Below are 18,172 nucleotides of genomic sequence, written 5' to 3'. Positions count from 1 at the left end.
TTCAAGACCTCCGAAGACCTGAATGACTCATTCAAGACGTTCGCACTCGCCGCCGGGCGGGAACCCCGCTGGACCGGCCGCTAGGGCACGATCTGGGCGAGGCCGATGAGGTTGCCTTCGCTGTCGCGGAACCAGGCCGCGCGCTCGCCGCTGCCCTTGCTCGGGTAGTTGCCCTGGATCTCGACGATGCCGCCGTCCCCGTACTCCTCGAAGACGACGCCGCGTTCCTTCAGACCGGCGACGGTCGCTTCGAGGTCGTCGACGTAGAACCCCGCCTGGGTGAACGACCCGTCGGACGCGCCCGCCGAGGCGTACAGGCAGAAGACGCCCGACTCGCCTTCGTAGCGCAAGCCGCCTTCGCGCTCTTCGGACGGCTCGAGGCCCAGCTTTTCGCTGTACCAGCGGCGGGCGCGGTCGAGGTCCTGGGTGGGGAGACGCGATTCGAACCGGAGGTTGGTCAGCATCACCCGATGGTAGGCGTCACCGCGATCGCGTCTTCCTCCAGCGACCCGAAGTACAGCTTCCCCTGCCACTCGCGCACACCCACCAGCATGTGGAACCCGGGAACCTCGCCCCGCAGCTCTCGCTCCACCTTGCCGTCCGCCGCGACGCCCAAAACCCCGACCTCGCGCCCCGGGCTCGGCTGCAACGACGTCGGCAGCCGCCGGACCCCCGCCCGCAGGAACGCCGGCATCCGGCGCACCACATCCAGCGCCGGCACGCGAGGGGACGCCTGCGTGATCCAGATCAGCCCGTCCGAGCCCGTCGAAATGTTGTCCGGGAAGCCCCACAGGTCCTCGACCAGCACGTCCCGGTGGCCGTCCGAGAGCCGGACGCGGGACACGCTGAACGCGCCCGTCTCCGCCACCGCCACGAACGACTCGTCCGGCGCCAGCGCCACGCCGTTCGCGAACTGCAGGCCGTCCAGCACCAGGTCGATCGAGCCGTCCGGCGAACGCCGCAAGAGCCGGCCGCCCGCGGTCTGTTCGATCAGGTCGTCGCGCCAGTTGTCGATGCCGAACCGGCGTGACGAGTCCGTGAAGTAGACCGTGCCATCGGCAGCGACCGCTGCGTTGTTGCAGAACACGAAGTCCAGGCCCAGCGCCGACGTCGCCAGCACCGAAGGCGAGCCACCCGACAGCGGCATCACGAGCAGCCCCGCCCGTGCGTCGCAGATCAGCAGCTCGTCGTCGCCGTACAGTTCCAGCCCGAGCGGCCGCCCGCCCGTGTCGGCGATGACGTCGATGCGCCGGCCGTCGGGCGACAGCCGCAGGATGCGCCCGTCGTCGACACCGGCGTAGATCCGGCCTTCGCCGTCGACCACGACGTCTTCCGGGCCGTGCCCGTTCACCGGGATGAGCGTGACCTCGCCGAACCGCATCGAACGTCTCCTACCGGTAGGTGAGCAGCGAAGCCGCGTCGGCCTCGAAGTGCGGGTGCTCGTTGAAGGACAGCATCGTGACGCCGCCGCGGCCGGACACCAGCTTCGTGATCCCGCCGTTGACCGTGACGCGGTTGAGCTTGAGCAGCCCGGCTTCGGGGGCGCCCATCAGCAGACCGCAGACCGTGGCGATCACGCCGCCGGAGGTGAACACGACCGCGTGCTCGCCCTTGCCCAGCGACGCCACCAGATCCGAAAGCGCGTCCCGGCAACGCGCGAGGAACGCGGGCCACGTCTCGGCGCACGGCCCGTCGGAGCCGGCCGACGTCCACGCCGTCAGCGCCGCGTCCAGCAACCCTTGATACGCGCGGGAATCCTCCTGCGGCGCGCCTCCGGCGTGGTGCAGCGCGATGTCGACGTGGTCGTACTCGTTCCAGCGCGGGTCCTCGACGACCGGGACGTCGGAGCCGAGGACCTTCAGCGCCGTCGCCGCGGTGTCCCGCTGCCGCGCGAGCGTTCCCGAACGGACCTGGCTGAAGGAGACGTTGCGCCGCAGCAGCTCCGCACCGACCACAGTGGACTGTTCGAAGCCGCGCGGGGACAGCGCGTCGTAGTCCTCGGCCCCGAACGACGCCTGCCCGTGCCGGACCAGGTAGATCGCGCCCACTCAGACACTCCCCTTCGCGATGATCTCCCGGCAGCGCCAGTCCAGGTACCCGACGAACTGCCAGAAGTCCTTGAACGCCGGGTTGCGGGTGGCGCCGTCGTGGTAGCGCCGGTACAGCTGCTGCAGCACCGCGGCGAGCCGGAACAGACCGTAGACCTCGTAGAACCGCCAGTCGCCGATCGCCAGCCCGGTCTGTTCGGCGTAGCGCGCGACGAACTCTTCGCGCGTGAACATCCCGGGCAGGTGCGTCGGCTGGCGGCGGCTCGCCTTCATGACGTCGTCGTCATCGGCCTGGACCCAGTAGGCGAGCATGCTGCCCAGCTCCATCAGCGGGTCGCCGAGCGTGGCCATCTCCCAGTCGAGGACGCCGGCGATGTTCAGCGTGTCCGGGCCGTCGAGGACCAGGTTGTCGAGCCGGTAGTCGTTGTGGATCAGGCAGATCTTGACCTCGTCAGGCTGGTTCGAAGCCAGCCACGAGCGAACTGCGGCGAAGTCGCCGACGTTGTCCGTGCGCGCCGCGGCGTACCGGTCCGACCAGCCGCGGATCTGCCGCTCGACGTACCCCGCGCCCTTGCCGAGGTCGGCCAGCCCGGCCTTCTCGACGTCGACGGCGTGCAGGTCCACGAGCCGGTCGACGACCTTGCCGGACAGCGCTCGCGCCTGCTCCGGCGTCAGCGTCATGCCCTCGGGGAGATCACCGCGCAGGATCAGGCCGTCCAGCTTCTCCATGACGTAGAAGTCGCCGCCGAGCACGGCCGGGTCGTCGCCGAACGCCAGCATCCGCGGGACGTACGGGAACACCGGCCGCAGCGCGTGCTGCACCCGGTACTCGCGCCGCATGTCGTGCGCCGACGCCGCTTTGTGCCCCGCGGGCGGGCGACGCAGGATCAGCTCGCGGTCCGGGTAGGTCAGCAGGTACGTCAGGTTCGACGCGCCGCCGGGGAACTGCCGGACGTGCGGCGGCTCGTCGCCGAGGCCCTCGATCCGCGCGGCCAGCCAGGCGTGCACTGCGGCCGCGTCGAAGGTGTCTTCCGCACGCACCTCGATGGTGGTCACGCGAACCTCCGCAGCACCCAGGCCGGCACCACGCGCATCGCGAGGCTCAGCGGCACCCACGGCCACGCCGGGACGTAGGCCCGCGCCCGCTCGGCCTCGACCGCCTTGGCCAGCGCCCGCGCGCCGCTCTCGGCCTTGGCCAGCAACGGGTTCCGGCCGATCCGGTCGTTCATCTCCGACTCGATGTAGCCCGGCCGGATGTCGGTGACGGTGATGCCCTTGCGCTCGAGCTCCAGCCGGGTGCCGTCGACGAACGCCGAGATCCCGGCCTTCGAAGCGGCGTACGCGGTGAGGTTGCCCGGCAGGCCGCGGATGGCGCTGAACGACGAGACGACGGCGAGGTGCCCGGCGCCCTGCTCGCGGAAGATCCCGGCGGCGGCCTCGATCTGGGCGGCGGCCGCGACGAAGTTGACCTCGAGGGTCTGCCGGTTGGCGTCGAAGCGGCCCTTCCCGACCGGCTGCCCCTTCCCGAGCCCGGCGTTCACGATCACCCGGTCGAGTGACCCCAGCTCGGCGCGGAACTCCTCGAAGACCGTGAAGACGCTGTCGTGGTCGGTGACGTCGAGCTTGCGGGTCACGACCTTGATCCCCGGGTGCGCCGCGGTCAGCTCTCGAGCGAGCTTTTCCAGGCGATCGGTGCGTCGCGCGCAGAGGGCGAGGTTCCGCCCCTTCGCGGCGAACTGCCGGGCCATGCCCTCGCCCAACCCGCTGCTCGCGCCGGTGATCAGGATGTTCTTCCGGACCGTCATGCCCGGGATGCTACCCGGAAGTAATAGGACCGGTGGCCCGGCGCTGGGGGCGTCGCCGGGCCACCGGTCATCGCGCGGCCGCCCGACCGGTCGCACAACGCGGCCGGGTGAGCCGGAGCCGTTGTCCACGGCTGTCGCCCGCACCCGGATGGGCCGTGAGGGGGAGGCGGAGCCACCGGCGCGGGCAAGTCATACAAGCGCGTCCGCCCAGGCCGGGGCAATGGTTCACAGTTGCCAGTACTAGCCCGTTCGCCCGAGTGGACGCGCGTCCCCGGCCACCGGCCACCCCGGCGAAGTGGGCGGCGGATCCTGCTAACGTGCACCGTGTCGGGGATCGTCGGGGGACGTTACGGGGCGGGTCGGCCATGGCGGGCAGCACGGCGGGCGGTCAGCAGGGTGAGCGCACCGCGTTCGCCACCCACTTGCGCGCCGCCATCGCCACCAGTGGACTCTCCCTCGACCGGATCCAAGCGCGGCTGCGCGTCCGAGGCGTCGTCGTCAGTGTCACCGCCCTCAGTTATTGGCAGTCCGGCAAGCGCCAGCCGGAGCGGCAGAGCTCGCTCTCGGCCGTCCGCACCCTGGAAGAAATCCTCGACGTCCCCGCCGGATCCCTGCTCGGGCTGCTGCCGCCGCCCCGGCCCCGCGGCGGTGCCGGGAAGCGTCACGCGGGCGGCGAACCCCTGACGTTCCCCCGCGAGACGCTGCAGCCGCTGCTGGACAAGGTCGGCGCCCCGGACGCGCTCGAGCGTCAGCACCCGCTGAAGCTGGTCGGGCTGCACGACCTGTGCGAGATCGCCGCGGACGGCGGCCAGCGCGCGGTGACCGCGCGGGCGGTGTTCCAGGCGGGCGCGGACGGCCAGGACCGCTGGCTGCTCGTCTACACCCAGGACGACCCGGCCGCCGGCGCGCCGGAGCTGCACGCGGTGCGCAACTGCCGGGTCGGCCGCGCCGAGGTCGACGAGGCCCACGGCCTGATCGTCGCCGAGCTGATCTTCGACCAGCCGATCGACCGCGGCGAGACGCACCTGATCGAGTACACGCTGACCAACGGCGGGCCGCCGTACCCGGAGTGCCGCAACACCTACTACCGCGAGTTCCGGCGCCCGGTCCGCGAGTACCTGCTGGAGGTCCGGTTCGCGCCGGGCACGGCACCCGAGCGCTGCTGGCAGTACGCGCGCAACGGCGGCACCGGCGGCCCCACCCGGCGCCCCCTCAAGCTCGACGGCGGCGACGGCGTCCACGCGGTGGCGCTCGACTTCGGCCCCGGCGTCTTCGGCATCGACTGGGACTGACTCACTCGCGGTGGGCGGCCGCCACGGTGGCCAGCTCGGTGCGGTTCGCGATGCCCAGCTTGGCGTAGACGTGCGCGAGGTGCGTCTTCACCGTGCCGCGGCTCATGAACAGCCGAGTCCCGATCTCCGGGTTCGTGGAGCCCCCTGCCGCGAGCTTCACGACCTCCAGCTCGGTCGGTGTCAGGCTGCCCCAGCCGCTCGTCGGGCGACCGCGCGCGCCCCGCGTCCGGCGGACGAACGCGACGACGTCGTCGAGGCTCATCGGTTCCTCGCCGGTCTCGAGCCCGAGCGCGTCCAGCTCGGCCTGCTCCCCCGCGCGGCGCGGAAAGCCCAGGTCATCGCGGGCGCGAGAAGCCGAGACGAGCACCCGGGCGGCGTCGGCCTCGCGGCCGGTGCGGGCCAGCAGCGTGGTCAGCGCGTCCAGGCTCGCCAGGACGCCCAGGCGCAGGCCGTGGTCGAGTCGCAGCGTCAGCGCCTCGTGGTGCAGCTCGGCGGCCCGCTCCGGCCCGGCCAGGTACCCCTGCTGGTCCAGGGCGTCGGCCAGCGCCGAGCGCAGGCCCCAGCGCCGGGTCAGGTCGACGGCGGCGGCGAGCACCTCCGCCGCCTCCTCGGTCCGACCCAGCGCGCGCAGCACGGCTCCGCGTTCGGCGAGCCCCTGCGACGCCATGTACGTCCCGGGAACGGCTTCGCGCTCGAACCAGCGCGCGGCCTCGTCGAACTCGCCGCGACGCCGGTGCAGCTCGCCCATCACCCCGGCCATGCCGGGCACGAAGACGTCGCCCGCGGTCTCGACGAGCCGCAGGAACGGTTCCATCACGCGGAACCCGGCGTCGACGTCACCGGCCAGGCAGTGCACCATCGCCAGCCGGCACAGCGTGGTGTTGACGCGGTGGAAGTCCCCGAGCGGCGCGGCGACCTCGACGGCGCGCTCGGCGAGTTCGCGCGCCCGCGGCAGGTCCGCCGACGCGAGCGCACTCGCCGACTGCGCGCTGAGGACGGTCGACGCGAGTCCGCGGTCGCCCCGGCGAAGGAGTCCTTCGGCCGCTTCGGCGAGCAAGGGCTCGGCTTCGTCGTGGCGGTCGCGGGCGTGCAGGACGATTCCGCGCAGCATCAAGGCACTGTCGCGCGCGAAGCCGTCGGTTTCCGCGGCCTTCTCGGCTTCGAGGGCGAGGTCCCAGGCGGCGTCGAAGTCCGTGTAGAGGTGCCCGAGTGCGGTCAGCGAAAGACACCGCGCGCGCAACCCCGCTTCGCCGAGTTCGGTGGCGATCTCCAGTCCCTGCCGCGCGGCTTCGACGTCGAACGGCGCCGTCGTGTCCGCGACCAGGCCCATGCCGGTGAGCAGCCGGGCCTGCAACGGCGACCGCTCGTCCGGGCTGCGGGCGACCGCGCGCTTCAAGTACGCCAGGCCTTCGTGGCCGCGGCCCCGCAGGTTCCACAGCCACGCGACGGCGGCGGCGAGCCGGCGTCCCCGTGTCGGATCTTCCTGTGCCAGCCCCCATTCCAAGGCCGCACGCAGGTTGTCGCGCTCCGGTTCCATCCGCGTGCGCCAGGCGTCTTTGTCCCGGTCGAGGTCGGGTTCGGCGGCTTCGGCGAGCGCGAGGAAGTGGTCGAGGTGCCGGTCGCGGACGGCATCGGTCTCGCCTGCCTCGGCCAGCCGGGCCGCCGCGTACTCGCGCAACGTCTCCAGCATGCGGTAGCGGCCGTCTTCGGCGAGCACCAGAGACTTGTCGACCAGCCGGCCGAGCGCGGCCGGGCCGTCCACGGCGTCGAGGGTGAACCCGCCGGCGAAAACGGAGAGCCGGCGGAACAGGGCGCGGTCCTCGTCGTCGAGCTGGTCGTGACTCCACTCGATCGACGCCTCCAGGGTCCGCCGGCGCGCCGGGACCCCGCGCGGCCCACGCGTCAGCAGAGCGAACCGGTCGTCGAGGCCCGCGTCGATCTGGTGCGGGGTAAGGGTTCCCAGCCAGGCGGCGGCGAGCTCGACGGCCAGCGGGATGCCGTCGAGGCGGGCGCAGACCGACCGGACGGCGGCCGCGCTCGAACTGTCCAAAGTGAACAGCGGCCGGACGGCGCCGGCCCGTTCGACGAACAGGGCGACGGCTTCCTCGACGGCCAGCGGCGGCACCCGCCACACCGTTTCGCCGGGCGCGCCGAGCGGTTCCCGGCTGGTCGTCAGCACGGCGACCTCGGGACAGGAGCGGAGCAGCGCGACAGCGAGGTCCGCGACGCCGTCGAGGGCCTGCTCGCAGTTGTCGAGGCAGAGCAGCACCCGCCGGTCACGCAGGTGGGTCACCACCGACCGGACGGCGCCGACGTGCGGCTCGACGGGCACCCCGAGCGTCGCGGCGACCACCTCGGCGACTTCGGCGGGCTCGGTGTCGAGTTCGACCCACCACACCCCATCAGGCCATCGCCCGGCCCCGGCGGCGGCGACCTGCGCGGCCAGCCGGGTCTTGCCGCTGCCACCGGTCCCGGCCAGCGTGACGAGCCGTCCCCCGGCAAGCCGCCGCCCGAGTTCGGCGGCTTCGGTTCCGCGGCCGACGAACCCGGTCAGCTGCACCGGGAGGTTGTTCGGGGTCGTGTCGAGCGAGCGCAGTGGGCCGGGGCTGCCGCCGAGCTGGAAGATCCGCTCGGGCACGGTGAGATCGGGCAGCCGGTGGACGCCGAGGTCGTGCAGCGGCTTGCCGGGCAGATCGGCGGCGGCGCGCGCGGAGACGAGCGTGCGGCCGTCGGCCAGCTCGCGCAGGTGCCGGCAGCGCCGGACGGCGGGACCGGTGGGGGTGCCGTCTTCGCGGAGCAGCACGTCGCCGGTGTGGAGAGCGGCGGGTCCGCTGGTCAAAGTCGCCAGCGCCGCTTCGGGCGTCGCGAAAACAGCCGGCGGTTCGTCGCCGGCGCACAGGATCGTGACCGTGCCCGCGGGCACCAGTTTCGTCTCGCTCATCGCCCGGCCAGTCTGCCAGCGAATCTCGGCCAGGTGGCAGATGTCCGCGCCCCCGCCGCCTGCGACCTTCGATCCGTGAACACCTTCGAAGACCTGCTGGCCCGCTGGCGCGACGCCGAGACGCGCGGCGACACCACCGCGTCCTTCCTGGCCGCCGGCTTCCGCGGCGACGGCCCCGACGGGCTGGTGCTCGACCGCGATCACTGGCCCGGCCGGGCGCCGACAGCGGCGTTCCGGTGGACCCGGCTGGAGGTGACCGCCGCCGTCGGTGTCGCGACCGGGCAGCGCGACGGTGCCGCCTGCACCGTTGTCGCCGCGTGCCAGGACGGGTGCTGGCAGCTTGTCAACGTCCAGCGCGGCTCATGACAGCTTTTCGGGGGTCCGGGTGGCGAAGCCCCCGGCCCGAGGCGAAGCCTCGGTTGTCACTGCAGCTTGGTCCGCAGCACCTTCCCGGTCGCGTTGCGGGGCAGCTCGTCCAGGAACTCGACGTCGCGAGGCACCTTGTAGCGCGCCAGGTTCGCCTTGACGTAGTCGCGGACCGTGTCGATGTCGAGGTCCGAGCCGTCGGCTCGCACGATGAACGCCTTGAGCCGCTGGCCGAACTCCGGGTCCTCGACGCCGATCACCGCCGCTTCCAGGACGTCTTCCCGCTCGACCAGGAGGTTCTCCACCTCGATCGGGAACACATTCTCGCCGCCGGAGACGATCATCTCGTCGTCACGGCCGTCGATGAACAGGAGGCCGTCGTCGTCGAAGTGGCCGACGTCGCCGCTGGAGAGGAGGCCGTCGATGATCTCCTTGTGGCGGCCGTCGGTGTAGCCGCCGAAGCTGAGGCCGCTGCCGACGAACACCCGGCCGGTCACGTGGGGCTCGGTGATGCGACCGCCCTTTTCGTCGTACAGCGCGACCTTGCACCCGACCGGCGCGCGGCCGACCGTGCCCGGCGCCTTCGCCCAGTCCTCCGGCGTCGCGACCGTCGCCACGGCGACCTCGGTCGAGCCGTAGAGGTTGTGCACGACCGGGCCGAACGCCTCGTTCGCGCGGTTGCCGAGGTCCGGCGACAGCGCCGAGCCCGCGACGAAGATGATCCGCAGCGCCGACGTGTCGTACTTCGCGAGGACGTCCTTCGGCAGGTCGACGATGCGCTGCAGCATGGTCGGCACCAGCACGAGCGCGGTGCACTTGTGCTCGGCGACGCCGCGCAGCGCCTCCTCCGGCGTGAACTTGCGGCGCATCACGACCTTCGAGCCGAGCGCGAAGGAGAGGATGAACTGCGAGAGGCCCGTGCCGTGGAACAGCGGCGCGCCCATGTACGTGGCCTCGTTGGACCGCAGCGGGATCCGGTCGAGGAACTGCGCCGACGCCAGCGCCGAGGTGTGCGGCCGGGGCGCGCCCTTCGGCGTGCCGGTGGTGCCGCTGGTCAGCAGCACGAAACCACCCGGCTTGGCGGGCGCGGGCCACGGCCGGTCGTCGGTGCTGGCGATGATCTCGGACAGCACCGGCACGTCCCGGTCGCTCAGGTCGCTGTCCGGGTCGACCCAGGCCAGGTAGCGCTCGACGCCGTCGGGGATCGCGTCGAGCAGGTTCGTGAACTCCTGGTCGTACACGAGCGCGGTGACACCCTCGCGCTTCGCGACGTCGGCCAGCTGCGGCTTCGCGAAACCGGTGTTCATGAGCAGCAGGCGGACGCCGAGCTTGCCCGACGCCGCCATCGTGATCACCAGGCCGCGGTGGTCGCGGCACAGGGCGGCGACGACCTGGCCCGGCTTGATCCCGCGCTCGGACCAGGCCCTGGCCAGCGCGTTCGACTGGTCGTCGAGCTGCTTGTAGGTCAGCGGGCCGAGCTCGTCGATGATGCCGACGGCGGTCGGGTCGCGGCGCGCGGAGATGTGGTTCGCGCCGGCGAACGGGCCGAACTTGCGTAGCGCGACCAGCGACCGGACCCCTTCGTCGAGCCGGGGGAAGGGGACGAGACCGGCCCGCCGCATCACGTCCACGCTGCGCGCCGTCTCCGCCACCTTGTCCGCCACTTGCGTAGCGAGCTCGACCAGGCTCATCCAGGCACCTCCGTTGCTGCGGGGAACGAGCCCATGCCGACGGCGGGCGTACCGGCGGTATGGGAGCTACTGGACAGTAAACCAACGACGCCGCGAGCGCACCAGACGTGGGCGTGGTCCGCTTTCTGTCGGTGGTGCCCGTCATGATGTCTTCGTGCAGGTGATCGCCGGGCGGGAGGAGGACGGGAGCTTCACCGTCCGGTCACCGTCGTCGACGGCGAACGGCCTGGACGACGCGGGTTTCGCGGCGCTGGCCCGGGAGCTGGAGACATCACTGCGGCCGCGGTGGGTGTTCCCGTCGGTGGAGCTGGTGTACCCGGTGCTCGTGGCGGCCGGGCTGCGGGTCGAGCGCTGCTACGACGTCGCGCTGGCCGAAGGGCTGCTGCTGGCGTACGAAGGCCGAGAAGGACAGTCGCGGAGCCTGCGCGCGGCCTGGGCCAGGGCGAACGGTGAAGAAGCGCCACCGGACTCGACGGCCGTCGAGCTGGCGCAGCCGACGCTGTTCGACACCCGGGTGCCGACGCTGCCCGAGGGCGTGACGGTCGTCACGGCGGTCCGGCGCGTGCTCGCGGAGCAGGAGCGGCGGGTGGCCGCGGCCGAGCACCCGGACCGGATGCGGCTGCTGCTCGCCGCGGAGTCGGCGAGTGCGCTGGCCGCGGTGGAGATGTCGGCCGACGGCCTGCCGTGGCGCGCCGACCTGCACGAGGAGCTGCTGGTTTCCCGGCTCGGCCCGCGGGTGCGCGCCGGCGAGCGGCCGAAGGTGCTGGTGGAGCTGGCGGCGAAGATCAGCGAGGCTTTCGGCGGCCGGCCGGTCAACCCGGACTCGCCGCCGAGCGTGGTCAAGGCGCTGGCCCGCGCCGGGATCGAGGTGCCGGCGGCGCGGAAGTACCTGTTGAAGGGGATCGATCATCCCGCCGTCGCGCCGTTGCTGGAGTACAAGGAGCTATCCCGGCTGTACGCGGCGAACGGCTGGGCCTGGCTCGAGGAGTGGGTCGCCGATGGCCGGTTCCGCCCGCACTACGTCGTCGGCGGGGTGGTGTCCGGGCGCTGGGCCAGCCGCGGCGGCGGGGCGCTGCAGATCCCGAAGGTGCTGCGCACCTGCGTGCGCGCGGATCCGGGCTGGAAGCTGGTGGTGGCCGACGCGGCCCAGCTGGAACCACGGGTGCTGACGGCGTTGTCTGGTGACCGGCGGCTGGCCGACGTCGCGGCGGCGACGGACCTGTACGCGCGCCTGGGCGAGGCGTTGTTCTCGGGTGCCCGCTGGGTCCCGGCCGCCGACGACGACCGCGACGACCGGGCGCGCGCGAAGATCGCGATGCTCTCGGCGATGTACGGCGGCACGTCCGGCGAAGCGGGACCGCTACTCGCCTTGCTGCGCCAGCGCTTCCCGGACGCGGTGTCCTATGTGGAGCACGCCGCGCAGGCGGGCGAGCGCGGCGAACGAGTCCGCTCCCGGCTGGGCCGGACGTCCCCCGCGCCGTCGGCTGCCTGGCGCGCGTTGACCGGCGGCCTGGCCGACGACGAGGCCGCCGAGCTGAAGGCGCGCCGGGCATCGCGCGGCTGGGGCCGGTTCACGCGCAACTTCGTCGTCCAAGCCAGCGCGGCGGACATGACGGCGGTGATGCTGGCAACGCTGCGCCGGCGCCTCCCCTCCCCGGCGCACCTGGTGTTCTTCCAGCACGACGAGGTCATCGTCCACACGCCGGCTTCGCTGGCGGAGGAGGTGTCGTCGGCGATCACGGACTCGATCGCGGAGGCGGCGAGAATGCTGTTCGGCCCGGCCTGCCCGGTCCGCTTCCCGCTGCACATCGCCCCGGTCGACACCTACGCCGACGCGAAGTAACGCCGTGATGCCCCGCCAATCACGCGAGATGCCCCGCCAATCACGCGAGTTACGCGTTCAATCACGCGAGTCACGTGCTCAATCACGCGAGATACGTCTTCGATCACGCGAGTCCCGTGTTCGATCACGCGAGCCGACCCTCCGGGCAAGCCGTGCCGGTCACCCGGCGGGAGTGACCGGCACGGCCGGATCCTAGGGGAACATCGCCAGCGTCTGCGTGCCGACGTCCTGGTTCGGCAGGGTCTTGCCCGGGTTGCCGCGGAAGTCCGTCCAGCACGGGTGCAGCCGGAAGTCGGTGCCGACCGCCGCCGCGGTGTAGTCGCCGATGAACACGCCCTGCAGTTCCTTGCCGGTCACCGCACCGGTTCCGACGAACTGCACCTGCGGATTCGCGGTCTGCGTCGTGATCCGGCGGATCGGGGCCAGGCGGTCGCCCCAGCCGGTGGCGTAGGCGTAGTCCAGGCCGATGCCGTGCGGGTCGTAGGCGCGGGTGTAGAAGGTGACCGCGACACGTCCGGCCAGCGCCGCGACGGCCGGGAACACCTCGTCGGCGCCCGTGCCGATCTTCACGGGCTTCGACCAGCCGTGGCGTCCGTCGGACCCGCTCAGGAACGCGTCGCCGTTCGTCTTGACCGACTCGCCGTCGCGGTAGACGCCGTTGCGGTCGTCGGCCCAAGTCACCCACAGGTGATCGGTCACGCGGTCGTAGGTCAGCTGCGGGAAGCTGTTGACGCGGAAGTTCTCCCCGGTCAGCGCGTTGTTGGCGACGTCTTCGTCGACCGGGAAGTCGAAGTCGAGCGCCACCTCCGTGTGCCGGAACGTCCGTCCGCCGTCCCGCGAGGTCGCGACGACGACGGCGTCGTGATCGGCCGGCTGGTCGCACGCCGCGGTCGCGCACACCGACGTCTCGTAGGCGATCTGGAGCGTCTTGTCGCGGGTGACGACCGGGTTCGAGCCGCTGCCGTACGGCGTGATCCCGCCGTGGAAACCGGACAGGGACGGCGAAACCCGGCGCATCGGCGACCACGTCCGGCCGAAGTCGGCCGACTTCGACAGCACGATCGGCGACTCGGTGAACGCGCCGCCGGCGTCGTAGGTGAACTGCGTCCAGGTCACGTAGACGTCGCCGGACACGGGGTCGGCGGCGATCCACTCCTTGTCGTTGAAGATGTTCGTGGGGGTCGGCGTGCCGGCCGGCGTGACGCCGTCGAGGTGCAGGATCGCCGGGTCGCCGAAGCTGCGCCCGCCGTCGTGGGACACCGACACGGCGATGCCGCTGGCGAGCTGCTGGTCCTCGGGGACCTCCGCCCGGCTGAACAGGAGCGTGGCGTAGTAGACGGTGTTGTGCGGCCCGAAGGCGACCGCCGGGTCACCCGCGGCGTCCATGTAGGACAGCGGAGCCGGCGCCCCGGTCGGGAAGTCGAGGTGCGGCAGCTGGACGTTCGCCCAGGTCCGGCCGCCGTCGAACGACGTGTACGCGAAGCCGCCGGAGTCGTTGCGGGCTTCGCGGGTGTTGTAGAGCCGGTAGTCGTTCGAACCGGCGACGATGTTGCGCGGGTTCTCGGGGTTGACGGCGATGGTCGTCTCGTTCTGGGCGGTGCTGCAGCCGGTCTGGCTGCCGGTGGGCACGATCGTGTCGCCCGCGATGACGTCGTTGTTGGGGGCGAGCGGCCGGTAGGGGTTCGGCTTGCCGATGTAGGTCTGGCAGAGCGCGGACAGCGCCGGATCGTCGCCGCCCTCCTCTTCGCCTTCGGCAAACTGCTCCTTCAGCAGCGGGTTCGGCACGTCGTGCCGAGCCTCCGCCGCGATCTTGTGCTTGCTGTGAAGCGGATCCACCGGCAGCGGCGACCCACCGCCGGCAGCGTGCGCGGCCGGCGCGAGGACGACGGCGAGCGGCAGGACGAGCGCGGTGAGCGTGGCGAAGATTCTGCGCTTGGCGGACGAAACACCCGAGGACATCGGAAGATCCTTTCCCAGGAGGTCTTCAGCCGTCCCAGGCTTGACGCCCGTCCGCGCGCGGTCAACCGACGGAAGTTCGGAGCCGGACATACCCGGCGAGCCTCACGCCAGAGCGTCGTCGATGGCCTTCGTGATCCGTTTCAGCGACACCGGGTGCGCCGTCCCCAACGTCTGGGCGAAGAACGAAACCCGCAGTTCCTCGATCATCCACCGCACCTCGTCCAACGCCGGCGACGACGTGCCCGGCGGCAGCGAAGCCAGCGCGTCGGCGTACTCGCCGGTGATCCACGCGATGTCCGCCGTCCGCTGCAGGTCGCGCGTCGGCTCGGAAACCAGCTTCTCCAGTCGTCGGGAAATCCCCTGCAGGTACCGGACCACGTGACGCAGCCGCGAAGCACCCGTCGCCGTCACGAAACCCGGGTAGATCAGACCGGAGAGCTGGGCGCGGATGTCCGCCAGGGACTCCGCCGGGCCTCGCGACGAAGGCAGCTGCACCTCGACGTCGTTCGCCGCGCGGAGGATCTTCTCGACGTCCCTCAGCACGTCCAGCACCGTCGGGTGCAGGCCCGCGCGGACCTTCTCCAGCAGCACCTTGAAGCCGGTCTCGTCGAACACCGGGCCGCCGCCGGCCGCCATCAGCGCGTCCACCGCGCAGTCGACGCAATCCTCGAGCAGCGCCGCGACGCTGCCGTGCGGATTCCGGTTCAGCACCAGCTTCGACGAGTTCGACAGCGACCGCGTGATGAACTTCATCGGCGAGCTCAGGTTCAGCCGCAGCATCCGCCGCGTGCCCGCCCACATCGCGTGCCGCTGCTGGCCCGGCGTGTCGAGCAGCCGCACCGCCACCGACGCGCCCTCGTCCACCAGAGCCGGATACGCCTTGACGTCGTGGCCGCGCTGCGTCGACTCGAACACCGGCGGCAGCGAGCCGAACGAAGGCTTGGTCAGCCCGGCCTTCTCGAGGGTGTTGGCCGCCTTCGAAATCGTCTCGCGGACCTTCGGCGCCAGCTTCCGTTGCAGCTCCTCGACGTCCTTGCCTTCGGCGACGCGCTTGCCGCGCTCGTCGACCACCCGGAACGTCATCTTGAGGTGCCCCGGCACCGACGAAAGGTCCCAGTTCGCGTACGGCACCGTCACCCCGCGCAGCGCACGCAGCTCGCGCCCGAGCACTTCCAGCAGCGGACCGTCCGAAGGGGACACTCGCGAAAGGACATCCCGGGCCGTGTCCGGCGCCGGGACGAAGTTGCGCCGCAATGCCTTCGGCAGCGACTTGATCAGCTGCGTCACCAGCTCCGAGCGCAGGCCAGGCACCTGCCAGTCGAACCCGTCCGGCGTCACCTGGTTCAGCACCGGCAGCGGAATGTGCACGGTGACGCCGTCCGCGTCCGCGCCCGGCTCGAACTGGTAGGTCAGCTTGAAGACCTGCGTGCCCTGCGTCCACGAGTCGGGGTAGTCGCCCTCGCGGACGCCGCCCGCGGTCTCGTTGATGAGCATGGACTTCTCGAACGAAAGCAGGTCCGGCTGCTCGTGGCGCGTCTTCTTCCACCAGGTGTCGAAGTGGCGCACCGAGACGACGTCCGCCGGGACGCGGGCGTCGTAGAACTCGTACAGCGTCTGGTCGTCGACCAGGATGTCGCGGCGCCGCGCCCGGTTCTCGAGGTCCTCGACCTCTTCCAGCAGCGCCCGGTTCTCGGCGAAGAAGTGGTGCCGGGTCTGCCAGTCGCCTTCGACCAACGCGTTCCGGATGAACAACGCCCGTGACATCTCGGGATCGATCCGGCCGTAGTTGACGCGGCGGTCGGCGACCAGCGGGACGCCGTAGAGCGTCACGCGTTCGGTCGCCATCACCGCGCCCTGCTTGCGTTCCCAGTGCGGCTCGGAGTAATTGCGCTTGACGACGTGCCCCGCCAGCGGCTCGACCCATTCGGGCTCGATCCGGGCGTTCACCCGCGCCCACAGCCGCGACGTCTCGACCAGCTCGGCCGACATCACGAGCCGCGGCTGCTTCTTGAACAGCGCCGACCCGGGGAAGATCCCGAAGCGGGCGCCACGAGCGCCCAGGTAGTCGCCCTTGGCCGGGTCCTTGAGCCCGATGTGCGAGAGCAGCCCGGCGATCAGCGACGTGTGCACGCGCTGAGGGTCGACCGGGGCCGTGTTCGTGTTCAAGGAGATGCCGAGCGGTTTCGCCAGCTGCCGGAGCTGGCTGAAGATGTCCTGCCACTCGCGCAGGCGCAGGTAGTTCAGGTACTCGGTGCGGCACATGCGGCGGAACTGGTTGCCGGACAACGCCTTCTGCTGCTCGGCGACGTACTCCCAGAGGTTGAGGTAGGCGAGGAAGTCCGACGTCGGGTCGGCGAACCGCGCGTGCTGCTGGTCGGCCGCCTGCTGCTTCTCCGCCGGCCGCTCGCGCGGGTCCTGGATGGACAGTGCCGCCGCGATGATCATGACCTCGCGGACGCAGCCGTTCTTCGCGGCCTCCAGCACCATCCGGCCCATCCGCGGGTCGACGGGCAGCTGCGCGAGCTTGCGGCCGATGTCGGTGAGCCGCCGGTCCGACGAGCTGGTGGCGGCGCTGTCGAACGCGCCCAGTTCCTGCAGCAGCCCGACGCCGTCGGCGACCTGACGGCGGTCCGGCGGCTCGACGAACGGGAACGCGGCGATGTCGCCCAGCCCCAGCGACGTCATCTGCAGGATGACCGACGCGAGGTTGGTCCGCAGGATCTCCGGGTCGGTGAACTCCGGCCGCGCCTCGAAGTCCTCTTCGGAGTAGAGCCGGATGCAGATGCCGTCGGACGTCCGGCCGCAGCGGCCCTTGCGCTGGTTCGCCGACGCCTGCGACACCGGTTCGATCGGCAGCCGCTGCACCTTGGTGCGGTGGCTGTAGCGGGAGATGCGCGCGGTGCCCGGGTCGACGACGTACTTGATGCCCGGCACGGTCAGCGACGTCTCGGCGACGTTGGTCGCGAGCACCACCCGGCGCCCGGTGTGCCGTTGGAAGACGCGGTGCTGGTCGGCCGCCGACAGCCGCGCGTACAGCGGGAGGACCTCGGTGTTGCGGAGGTCCGCGCGGTTGAGCACGTCCGCGGTGTCGCGGATCTCGCGCTCGCCGGAGAGGAACACCAGGACGTCGCCCGGGCCCTCGGCGCACAGCTCCTCGACGGCGTCGAGGATGCCCTGCGTCTGGTCGCGCTCGTCGTCGCTGTCGGGGTCGTCCGGGTCGACCAGCGGCCGGTAGCGCGTCTCGACCGGGTACGTCCGGCCGGAGACCTCGACGATCGGCGCGTCGTCGAAGTGCTTCGAGAACCGCTCGGGGTCGATCGTCGCCGAGGTGATGATGACCTTGAGGTCGGGACGGCGCGGCAGCAGCTGCTTGAGGTAGCCGAGGATGAAGTCGATGTTGAGGCTGCGCTCGTGGGCCTCGTCGATGATCAGCGTGTCGTACTGGCGCAGCGAGCGGTCGGTCTGGATCTCGGCCAGCAGGATGCCGTCGGTCATCAGCTTGACCAGCGTGTCCTGCCCCGACTGGTCGGTGAATCGCACCTTGTAGCCGACGGTGTCGCCGAGCTCGGTCTTCAGCTCGCTCGCGATCCGGTCGGCGACCGTGCGGGCGGCCAGCCGCCGCGGCTGCGTGTGGCCGATCTGGCCGCGGATGCCGCGGCCGAGCTCGAGGCAGATCTTCGGCAGCTGGGTGGTCTTGCCGGAGCCGGTCTCCCCCGCGACGATCACGACCTGGTGCTTGTCGATCGCCGCGCCGATCTCGTCCTTGAGCTTGCTGACCGGCAGCTCTTCGGGGTACTCGATCTTGGGCACGCTTTCGCGGCGCGACGCGATGCGCAGCTCGGCCTTGTCGATGTCGGCGGAGATCTGCGCGAGGGCGGCGTCGCGGTCGCGAGCCTTGCGGGCACCGTCGAGCCGCCGGCGCAGCCGGTGCTCGTCGCGCGGCATCAGCTCGGGCAGGCGCGCACGCAGCGCTTCGAAGGGGGATGACGTGGACATGCTTGGACCGAGGATAGCCGTGCGTGACGAGCCCGGCCTCTCAATATCCCCGTCGCGTGACCCGGCGCACGCCAGGAGCGCCCCAATGTGGCCTTCGGTGCGTTCAACGCACCGAAGGCCGCCTTGGGTGCGTTCAACGCACCGAAGGCCGCCTTGGGTGCGTTCAACGCAACCAAGGCCACATTGGGGCGCTCGGGTCCGGCGTCAGCCCTGCTGGCCGGGCTGCTGCGG

The 18,172-nt window shown here is 71.5% G+C and carries 12 protein-coding genes; 3 read left to right on the top strand and 9 right to left on the bottom strand.

The features are described from left to right. Positions 1 to 80 precede the first annotated feature (80 nt). The 5 genes from AB0M59_RS41720 to AB0M59_RS41700 are packed head-to-tail and all read right to left on the bottom strand — an operon-like array spanning position 81 to position 3,853. Positions 81 to 464: a VOC family protein gene (locus tag AB0M59_RS41720; protein ID WP_364626934.1), complete on the bottom strand. Its 384-nt coding sequence runs from the start codon at positions 462 to 464 to the stop codon at positions 81 to 83. Continuing rightward, the gene (locus tag AB0M59_RS41715; RefSeq protein WP_364626932.1) at positions 464 to 1,381 is read right to left on the bottom strand and encodes an SMP-30/gluconolactonase/LRE family protein; all 918 of its coding nucleotides are present in this window, start codon (positions 1,379 to 1,381) and stop codon (positions 464 to 466) included. Before AB0M59_RS41715 ends, AB0M59_RS41720 begins: the two co-directional genes overlap by 1 nt. A 10-nt stretch (positions 1,382 to 1,391) precedes the next feature. Then, a complete protein-coding gene (locus tag AB0M59_RS41710; RefSeq protein ID WP_364626930.1) occupies positions 1,392 to 2,048 on the bottom strand; it encodes a histidine phosphatase family protein in 657 nt (218 codons plus the stop codon). After that, positions 2,049 to 3,104 carry a phosphotransferase family protein gene (locus tag AB0M59_RS41705; protein WP_364626929.1) on the bottom strand — a complete coding sequence of 352 codons (1,056 nt, stop codon included), beginning with the start codon at positions 3,102 to 3,104 and terminating at the stop codon, positions 2,049 to 2,051. It abuts the gene before it with no gap. Then, positions 3,101 to 3,853, bottom strand: a complete 753-nt coding sequence (locus AB0M59_RS41700) for an SDR family oxidoreductase (protein WP_364626928.1) — start codon at positions 3,851 to 3,853, stop codon at positions 3,101 to 3,103. The genes AB0M59_RS41705 and AB0M59_RS41700 overlap by 4 nt, the downstream gene beginning before the upstream one ends. Before the next feature lie 365 nt (positions 3,854 to 4,218). Between AB0M59_RS41700 and AB0M59_RS41695 the strand changes: the two genes are divergently transcribed. After that, positions 4,219 to 5,145 carry a hypothetical protein gene (locus AB0M59_RS41695; RefSeq protein ID WP_364626926.1) on the top strand — a complete coding sequence of 309 codons (927 nt, stop codon included), beginning with the start codon at positions 4,219 to 4,221 and terminating at the stop codon, positions 5,143 to 5,145. 1 nt (position 5,146) lies between these two features. On the opposite strand, the gene AB0M59_RS41690 is transcribed toward AB0M59_RS41695, so the two are convergent. Further along, on the bottom strand, positions 5,147 to 8,086 hold the full coding sequence (locus AB0M59_RS41690) for a LuxR C-terminal-related transcriptional regulator (protein WP_364626924.1): 2,940 nt from the start codon (positions 8,084 to 8,086) through the stop codon (positions 5,147 to 5,149). Between the two features lie 75 nt (positions 8,087 to 8,161). Between AB0M59_RS41690 and AB0M59_RS41685 the strand changes: the two genes are divergently transcribed. Then, on the top strand, positions 8,162 to 8,452 hold the full coding sequence (locus AB0M59_RS41685) for a nuclear transport factor 2 family protein (protein WP_364626922.1): 291 nt from the start codon (positions 8,162 to 8,164) through the stop codon (positions 8,450 to 8,452). Positions 8,453 to 8,508: 56 nt separating this feature from the next. Here the strand turns inward: AB0M59_RS41685 and AB0M59_RS41680 are convergent, their stop codons facing one another. Next, the gene (locus AB0M59_RS41680; protein ID WP_364626921.1) at positions 8,509 to 10,143 is read right to left on the bottom strand and encodes an acyl-CoA synthetase; all 1,635 of its coding nucleotides are present in this window, start codon (positions 10,141 to 10,143) and stop codon (positions 8,509 to 8,511) included. A 154-nt stretch (positions 10,144 to 10,297) separates the two neighbouring features. Here AB0M59_RS41680 and AB0M59_RS41675 point away from each other — a divergent pair, with 154 nt between their 5' ends. Continuing rightward, positions 10,298 to 11,986 carry a bifunctional 3'-5' exonuclease/DNA polymerase gene (locus tag AB0M59_RS41675; RefSeq protein WP_364626919.1) on the top strand — a complete coding sequence of 563 codons (1,689 nt, stop codon included), beginning with the start codon at positions 10,298 to 10,300 and terminating at the stop codon, positions 11,984 to 11,986. A 192-nt stretch (positions 11,987 to 12,178) separates the two neighbouring features. Here AB0M59_RS41675 and AB0M59_RS41670 read toward each other — a convergent pair whose 3' ends face one another. Both AB0M59_RS41670 and hrpA read right to left on the bottom strand, forming a co-directional pair. After that, positions 12,179 to 13,945 carry a sialidase family protein gene (locus AB0M59_RS41670; RefSeq protein ID WP_364626918.1) on the bottom strand — a complete coding sequence of 589 codons (1,767 nt, stop codon included), beginning with the start codon at positions 13,943 to 13,945 and terminating at the stop codon, positions 12,179 to 12,181. 102 nt (positions 13,946 to 14,047) lie between these two features. Further along, positions 14,048 to 17,941, bottom strand: a complete 3,894-nt coding sequence (hrpA, locus tag AB0M59_RS41665; protein WP_364626916.1) for an ATP-dependent RNA helicase HrpA — start codon at positions 17,939 to 17,941, stop codon at positions 14,048 to 14,050. Positions 17,942 to 18,172: the final 231 nt, after the last annotated feature.

The organism is Amycolatopsis sp. NPDC051371 (genome assembly GCF_040682155.1).
Lineage (GTDB): Bacteria > Actinomycetota > Actinomycetes > Mycobacteriales > Pseudonocardiaceae > Amycolatopsis.
Note: the sequence above shows the minus strand (reverse complement) of the source record. Positions and strands in the feature narration are given on the sequence as shown.